General features: G+C 41.6%; 9 protein-coding genes. 8 read left to right on the plus strand and 1 reads right to left on the minus strand.

Annotated features, from left to right (window positions below):
- Positions 1–36: 36 nt before the first annotated feature.
- On the minus strand, positions 37–861 hold the full coding sequence (locus tag DTW91_RS05615; protein ID WP_125202414.1) for a S1 RNA-binding domain-containing protein: 825 nt from the start codon (positions 859–861) through the stop codon (positions 37–39).
- 184 nt (positions 862–1,045) lie between these two features.
- Between DTW91_RS05615 and DTW91_RS05620 the strand changes: the two genes are divergently transcribed.
- The 8 genes from DTW91_RS05620 (at position 1,046) to DTW91_RS05655 (ending at position 7,964) form a co-directional block, all read left to right on the plus strand.
- On the plus strand, positions 1,046–1,435 hold the full coding sequence (locus DTW91_RS05620) for a hypothetical protein (protein WP_125202415.1): 390 nt from the start codon (positions 1,046–1,048) through the stop codon (positions 1,433–1,435).
- Positions 1,436–1,542: 107 nt separating this feature from the next.
- Positions 1,543–1,986: a thioredoxin family protein gene (locus tag DTW91_RS05625; RefSeq protein ID WP_125202416.1), complete on the plus strand. Its 444-nt coding sequence runs from the start codon at positions 1,543–1,545 to the stop codon at positions 1,984–1,986.
- 8 nt (positions 1,987–1,994) lie between these two features.
- On the plus strand, positions 1,995–2,921 hold the full coding sequence (locus DTW91_RS05630) for an FAD:protein FMN transferase (RefSeq protein WP_125202417.1): 927 nt from the start codon (positions 1,995–1,997) through the stop codon (positions 2,919–2,921).
- A 38-nt stretch (positions 2,922–2,959) separates the two neighbouring features.
- Complete coding sequence (locus DTW91_RS05635) at positions 2,960–3,190, plus strand: DUF4266 domain-containing protein (protein WP_125202418.1); 231 nt, start codon at positions 2,960–2,962, stop codon at positions 3,188–3,190.
- Between the two features lie 35 nt (positions 3,191–3,225).
- Positions 3,226–4,416, plus strand: a complete 1,191-nt coding sequence (locus tag DTW91_RS05640; protein ID WP_125202419.1) for a DUF3570 domain-containing protein — start codon at positions 3,226–3,228, stop codon at positions 4,414–4,416.
- Between the two features lie 64 nt (positions 4,417–4,480).
- On the plus strand, positions 4,481–5,176 hold the full coding sequence (locus DTW91_RS05645) for a VIT family protein (RefSeq protein ID WP_125202420.1): 696 nt from the start codon (positions 4,481–4,483) through the stop codon (positions 5,174–5,176).
- Between the two features lie 73 nt (positions 5,177–5,249).
- A complete protein-coding gene (bglX, locus tag DTW91_RS05650; RefSeq protein ID WP_125202421.1) occupies positions 5,250–7,475 on the plus strand; it encodes a beta-glucosidase BglX in 2,226 nt (741 codons plus the stop codon).
- A 24-nt stretch (positions 7,476–7,499) separates the two neighbouring features.
- On the plus strand, positions 7,500–7,964 hold the full coding sequence (locus DTW91_RS05655; protein WP_125202422.1) for a DUF4265 domain-containing protein: 465 nt from the start codon (positions 7,500–7,502) through the stop codon (positions 7,962–7,964).
- Positions 7,965–8,076 lie beyond the last annotated feature (112 nt).

Below are 8,076 nucleotides of genomic sequence, written 5' to 3' on the forward strand. Positions count from 1 at the left end.
AAGTTTCTGAAAACTGACAATTGACATTAATCCTAATCAAACTAACTTGATTCTATCGTCCGTAATTTCAATCACCTTATCTTTGTACAGACTTCCGATGGCTTTTTTGAAATTCTTCTTGCTCATCTGCAATTCATCTTTGATTTCTTCCGGAGAAGATTTGTCCGACAAATAGAGCAATCCGTAATTTTCATTCAGTTTATCGATGATTTTTTGTTTGAATTCGTCCACGTTTTCAAAACCTTGCGGTTGCAAAGTGACGTCTATTTTCCCATCATCTCGGATGGTTTTGATGTAGCCGGTTTCTTCGGAAAGCGGGTATAATTTTTTGTAAACATCTGTGGCATAGATCAATCCGATATATTTTTTATTGATGATAACGTTCCAGCCCAGCTCAGACTCGTTCATCAATATCAAATCTACCTTTTCGCCCTTTCTGAGCGGGAGGTTTTCGTACTGCGGATTCCGTTTGAATTTGGTAGTTCCGGTAGTCAAACCAGTAGCTTCGTCGGTGTAAACATAAACGATGTAGCGTTTCCCTTCCAAGATCTTAGATTTCTGTTGTTTGTACGGGACAAAAAGATCTTTGATGATGCCCCAATCCATAAAAGCGCCTGTTGGTAGGCTTTGCACGCAGGTCATCACAGCAAATTCTCCTACTTCTGCATTTGCTTTTTCGGTGGTGGCTTTCAGGCTTCCATCATCTTGATATACAAATACTTGTACCTTGCTACCAATTTCCCAAGACTCATCTGCAAATATTCTCTGGATGAAAGCTTTTTCGCCGGATTCATCCGTTAAAATAAAACCGGAGGAGATCTGTTCATCAATCGTAAGCGTTTGGGTTTGGCCGGGCTTCATAAAGTGGGATTTGACACAAAAATAGATAAACTTTTTGAATTCAATTTAGAAAAAAAACCGGAAACCGGCTTTGTTGCAAATAAATTGCTAATTTTACAGCCCCTGAATGAAGAGCGATTTTTTTAATTGTTCTGTTTTCTAATTTAGAACCAATCTTAAATAAAGAAATCATACCTTTGAAATATTGAAAAAGTTGATTTCCATATTGTTACTGTCTTTTTATTTGGTTTCTACGACCGAACTGTATCAGCTTTTGAAAATTCCGGATTTGATAGAGCATTACTGCGAGCATAAAACACTGAATCCACAGATGTCCGTCGCCCAATTTTTGAAGATGCATTATGACCATCCCGTGAAAGATGGCGATTTTGATAAAGATCAAAGATTGCCTTTCGTTATTCATTCTGCGCCGCTTGCTCTGTACTTCACTGTTGCACAAAGATTTGAATTTTCCCTCGAAAAAAATACTTTTAAGCAGATCGGATCTCAAAAATTTCCTTCCTACAACATAAACTTTTGTTACAAAGGTTTTTTAAACACCGCTTGGGAGCCTCCAAAGCTTTTTCGAATTTAAGTTTATTCTCAAATTTGATCGCATCCCGATCCAACTCATATCGCTGATTATCGGCTTTATGAGCATTAGCCTATTCATTAACAACAAATCATTATAAAATTTTCATAATGAAAACAATCCTTGTAGCCGTATTGATGGCTTTATTTTCTAATGTCCTTGTGGCGCAGACCCGTCTGGAAGAGGCCAAAAAGCAAGCCGGCGAAAAAAAAGAGTTGATTTTGCTCAATTTTTCGGGCTCCGACTGGTGCATTCCGTGTATTAAACTGCACAAAAATATTATCGAAACAGCAGATTTCAAAAGTTTGGCAACTGAAAACATAATCGTTTACCTCAACGCAGATTTCCCCAGAAGCAAGAAGAACCAGCCCGCTCCGGAATTGAAAAAAGAAAATGCCGCGCTGGCCGAACTGTACAATCCCAAAGGACTTTTTCCCTACACACTTTTGCTGGATGCCGATGGTAAAATCCTGAAAAGCTGGGAAGGACTTCCTTCGGAAAATGCAGCAACGTTCTGCCAAGAAATCCGCGAAATCAAAGGCAATCTAAAATAAGAAACGATATGCTAAGAGAATTCAAAAGACCTCAAAAACTGATGGGAAACGCTTTTGAAATTACCGTCGTAGATGAGGACGAACAGCTTGCGAACCGCCATATCGACGCTGCAATAGCAGAAATCCAAAGAATCGAAAAATTGTTGACGACTTTCAGCGAAGAAAGCCAGACCAACCTCATCAACCGAAATGCAGGTATCAAACCGGTAAAAGTAGATGCAGAAGTGTTTGGCCTGATCGAAAGAAGTCTGCGAATCAGCGCGGTCACCGACGGATATTTTGACATTTCTTACGGCGGCATCGACAAAAGTTTCTGGAACTTCGATCGAGAAATGAAGCAACTGCCAGATCCTGAATTGATCAAAAATCACTTGAAGCTGGTCAATTATCGCAATATCTTTCTGAATCCCGATGATCAAACTGTATTTCTGAAAGAAAAAGGAATGCGGATCGGCTTCGGAGGCATCGGAAAAGGCTACGCTGCGGAAATGGCGAAACGACAGCTTCTGCAACGCGGTGTGCTTGCCGGAATAGTAAATGCCTCCGGCGATCTGACGACTTGGGGAAATCAGACCGACGGCAAACCGTGGACCATCGGAATTGCCGATCCTGAAAATGCAAAACAAGCCTTCTCTTACCTGAACATTACCGATATGGCCATCGCTACGTCGGGAAATTATGAAAAATTTGTGCTCATCGACGGGAAAAAATATTCGCACACCATCAACCCGAAAACCGGAATGCCCGTTTCTGGTGTGAAAAGCGTCACCATCTTTTGTCCCAACGCCGAAATTGCCGATGCAATGGCAACGCCCGTGAGCATTATGGGAATCGAGTCGGCGCTGAATATGGTGAACCAGATCAATCATCTGGAATGTATCATTATTGATGACGAGGATCACATATATTCATCGAAAAATATTCATCTCAGATGAAATCGAAGATTCTATTTGAAAAACAAACCCAATTAAAAATGAAAAATTATAAGTCAAAAACAATTGTAGCAACCGCTTTTTTGCTGATTGCCAACTGTATATCTTCTTGCACTACGGTAAAAGAATATGAAAAAAACAAACTCAACGATGCGGAAATGATCCTTGGAAACCGAACCATCGAAAAAACCGAACTCAGCTTCCAATCCTACCGCGAAGGCTCGTCCGGTGCCAACGCCGGCAAAGTGGGCGGCGGCTGCGGATGCAACTAAAAGGAGTCATTGTAAAAAATTAATTATGATCTAAAATGAAAAAAATTATAATAAGTATCCTTGCTCTTTTCGGAATGTTCAACGCCAAAGCACAAGAAGATACCGGCAATAATAAGCCGAAAAAGCTGACATTCGAGGAGGCCAATCTGGTTTCCAGCTATTATAAACAGGATGGCAACAACTCGGCGGTCACCGGCGGCATAGGCTCCGAACATCTGACCGATATTTCCAACACCATCGATGTGACGATGGTAAAATATGACAAGAAAGACCGAAAAAACAAGTTCGATTTCAGTCTCGGAATCGATCATTACACATCGGCATCGTCTGATATGATCGACTTGAAAGCCAATTCGTCGGCGTCTCATTCAGACAATCGGGTTTATCCCAGCATCAATTGGAGTCGGGAAAATGAGGAAAAAGGCACTACCTTGATGGCGGGCGTTGCCTACTCCGGCGAATACGATTATCAATCTTTTGGGGCAAATATTGGTTTTGCAAAGAAAACGCCCAACAAAATGGGAGAATTCACGGCCAAATTTCAGGCTTTTCTGGATCAGGTCACGCTGATTGCACCGATAGAACTGAGAACGGGCAACAATACCGGTGGCGAAGGCGACGATTATGGAACGACTGGGAGAAATACCTTTGCGCTATCACTTGCCTATTCGCAGATCATCAATAAAGATTTTCAAATGGAGTTTTTGGTAGATGGTGTGCAGCAAACCGGCTATCTGAGTTTGCCGTTCCACCGTGTTTATTTTAACGACAATTCTGTTCATCAGGAAGCATTGCCCGACAAACGCTTCAAAATTCCCCTGGGATTGCGTGCCAATTATTTTCTTGGAGACAAAGTGATTCTGAGAGCTTACTATCGATATTACACAGACGATTGGGATTTGACCTCGCACACCATCAGCTTGGAAACGCCCGTGAAACTCTCGCCGTTCCTTTCCGTGAGTCCGTTTTACAGGTATTATTCTCAGACGGCCGCCAAATATTTTTCGCCTTATCAAACGCACACGGCTTTTGACGATTATTACACCAGCAATTATGACCTTTCCAAATTCAACAGTCATTTTTATGGTGCCGGGATCCGTTATACTCCAAAAAACGGTTTGTTCGGCGTCGAACGGCTCAATATGTTGGAAGTAAGATATGGCCATTACACCAAAACTATTGGGATGAAATCGGATATTATTTCGTTAAATTTAAGATTCAAATAAAAAATCATCTTATTTTTGACTTGTCAAATTTTATTGGCAAGTCAAAAATTTAATCTAAAAAATTATGCATCATCCATTTGAAAAACATTACGTGAACAGAGTTGGCTGGCTTCGTGCGTCCGTGCTGGGTGCAAACGACGGATTACTGTCCACGACGAGCATCGTGATTGGTGTTGCGGCAGCCTCGACAGATAGGAATACAATCGTGCTTGCTGCTTTAGCAGGAATGATTGCCGGCGCATTGTCTATGGCAGCGGGCGAATATGTATCCGTAAGTTCTCAGGAAGACACCGAGAAAGCCGACCTCTTGCGGGAAAAACGCGAACTCGAGGAAATGCCGGAAGCAGAACTATTGGAGCTGGCAAAAATCTATGAAAAACGAGGCGTGACCAAAGAAACCGCTTTGCAGGTTGCCACCGAGCTCACGGCGCATGATGCTTTGGGCGCGCACGCACACGACGAGTTAGGAATCAATGAGATCACTCAGGCCAAGCCCTTATTGGCCGCTGCCGCGTCATTTGGCGCATTTGCGTTGGGTGCATTGCTGCCTTTTGCCGTATCACTGCTGGCGCCCATAAAAAATATGGTGTATTTTCAATACGGATTTTCTATTGTTTTCCTAATGCTTCTTGGCGCGATCTCGGCAAGAACCGGCGGTTCCAAACTTGGAATTGCTGTTCTGAGGATTTGTTTCTGGGGAACGGTCGCGATGGGAATTACCGCCTTGGTGGGGCATCTGTTCGGCGTACAGGTTGCGTAAATCCGATAATCCACCCATTAATCCCACAAGCGGTGGATTATTGATTTAATTTTCTTAGAAAGATAATAGTATTATGATAAAAAACTTCTTTTCCTTATTACTTCTAATCCTTGGTATCAGCATCGCCGCCCAGAAAAGCATTGATCAAAAAGTGACTGAACTCCTTTCCAAAATGACTTTGGAGGAAAAAGCCGGACAACTCGTGCAATACAGCGGCTTCGAGTACGCCACCGGACCTCAAAATTCCAACTCCAAAAAAGTATTGGAAGAAATAAAAAGCGGAAAAGTAGGCTCGATGCTGAATGTGACCGGTGCGGACGAAACGAGAGCCTTCCAAAAATTAGCCTTAGAATCTAGGCTCAAAATCCCTTTGATATTCGGACAAGACGTGATTCACGGATTCAGAACCACATTCCCGATCAACCTCGGTCAGGCGGCAAGCTGGGATTTGGAAATGATAGAAAAATCAGAAAGAATCGCGGCAATGGAAGCATCTGCTTACGGCATCCAATGGACATTTGCGCCAATGGTGGACATTGCGAGAGACCCCAGATGGGGACGCGTGATGGAAGGTTCGGGTGAAGATACTTATCTCGGAACCAAAATCGCCGTCGCCAGAATCAAAGGTTTCCAGGGAAAAGGCTTAGGAAACATTGATGCGATAATGGCCTGTGCCAAACACTTTGCGGCTTACGGTGCAGCGGTTGGCGGACGGGATTACAACTCCGTCGATATGAGTTTGAGACAACTGAACGAAACTTATCTGCCACCTTTCAAAGCAGCTGCCGAAGCGGGCGTTGCCACATTTATGAATTCCTTCAATGACATCAACGGAATCCCGGCAACGGGCAACAAATATATCCTGAGAGATTTGCTGAAAGGCCAGTGGAACTTCAAGGGATTCGTAGTTTCCGACTGGGGAAGCATTGGTGAGATGATAAAACACGGCTATGCCAAAGACAATGCCGAAGCAGCCGAAAAAGCCATCCTCGCAGGAAGTGATGATATGGATATGGAAAGCAGAATTTATATGGAACAGCTTCCGAAATTGGTAAAGGAGGGAAAAGTGGACATCAAATTTGTAGATGACGCAGTAAGAAGAATTTTAACCAAAAAATTTGAGCTGGGATTGTTTGATGATCCTTATAAATTTTCAAATTCCGAAAGACAAAAACAACAAACCGACAATCTTGAACATAGAAAATTCGGAAGAGAATTTGGGGCAAAAAGTGTCGTCCTTCTGAAGAACGAAAAGAAACTTCTTCCCCTTTCAAAGTCGACAAAAACTGTTGCTTTGATTGGACCTTTCGGAAAAGATGCGGTGGCGATGCACGGATTCTGGGCGGTTCCGTTCAAAGATGATGCGCAAAGAATCGTGACCCAGTTTGACGGCATCAAAAATCAATTAGGCAAAAACTCAAACTTGCTTTACGCAAAAGGTTGCAATGAAAACGACGACGACAAATCTATGTTTGCAGAAGCCATCGAAACGGCGAAAAAAGCAGATGTCGTAATCATGACTTTGGGCGAAGGACACGCCATGAGTGGCGAAGCAAAAAGCCGAAGCAATCTCCATTTCTCAGGTGTCCAGGAAGAATTACTTAAAGAAATTGCTAAAACCGGAAAACCGATCGTTCTGCTCATAAACGCAGGAAGACCGTTGGTTTTTGATTGGGCAGCAGACAACATTCCCACAATCGTTTACAGCTGGTGGCTGGGAACGGAAGCCGGAAATTCTATCGCGGATGTCCTCTTCGGAAATGTGAATCCCGGTGGGAAATTGCCAATGACTTTCCCAAGAACGGAAGGGCAAATCCCAATTTATTATAACCACTACAACACCGGAAGGCCAGCTGAAAAATCCACGGACAGAAATTACGTTTCCGCTTACATCGATTTGGACAACGACCCGAAATTCCCGTTTGGATTTGGATTGAGTTACACAGATTTCAAATATTCAAACTTTAATCTAAGTTCTGAAAATCTGAAAGGAAATCAAACTTTGATCATCAATGTAAATGTTGCCAACAAAGGGAATTTTGATGGTGAAGAAGTTGTTCAGCTTTACATCCGAGACCTTTTCGGAAAAGTGGTTCGTCCAATCAAAGAACTGAAAGGTTTCCAGAAAATTTTTTTAAAGAAAGGAGAAAACAGAAATGTAACTTTCAAGTTAACGCCGGAAGATTTGAAATTCTACGATGACGCACTCAATTACGATTGGGAAGCTGGTGAATTTGAAATAATGATTGGTACCAATTCGAGTGATGTGATGGCGAAGAAGATTGTTTGGAATAAGTAACTTTGTTTTCAAATAAAATTTCAAATGAGCGATAATTCAGAAAAAATATTAGTCCGATATTATAGTGATGTTCTTGAAGAAATTGTTGTTGAAACACTTTGGGCTGAAATTATAAATTCAAATGATGGCCTTTATAAGATTGATAATATTCCATTTTATGGTCCTGGCTTTTCCTCGGGCGATATTGTTTTTGCAGAATATGACGAAGATGAAGAGCGCATTACGTACCGAAAAGTTGTAGAACATTCCGGAAATTCCACAATTCAAATCATTGTTCTTGATGAGAATATTGATATAATGGAATTAAGAAAAGAATTTGAAAATTTAGGATGCGAAAGTGAAGGAATGGGAAATAAATACTTTGTGATGGAAGTTCCGTTCAATACCAGTTATTCAATCATATTCAAAAAACTATCAGAATTAAGTGACAATGAAAAAATAGGTTTTGCAGAACCAAATATTTCGCAAAAACATTCTTCTGAAAAATAAAAAAGAATCCGTCTCACAACTAGAGGCGGATTTTTTTGGTAATTAATGTGGAATTTTGTATATTTATACCTGATAATCAGATAATTGTTTATGAATTTCAAATATTATAACC

The organism is Chryseobacterium sp. SC28 (assembly GCF_003932955.1).
Lineage (GTDB): Bacteria > Bacteroidota > Bacteroidia > Flavobacteriales > Weeksellaceae > Epilithonimonas.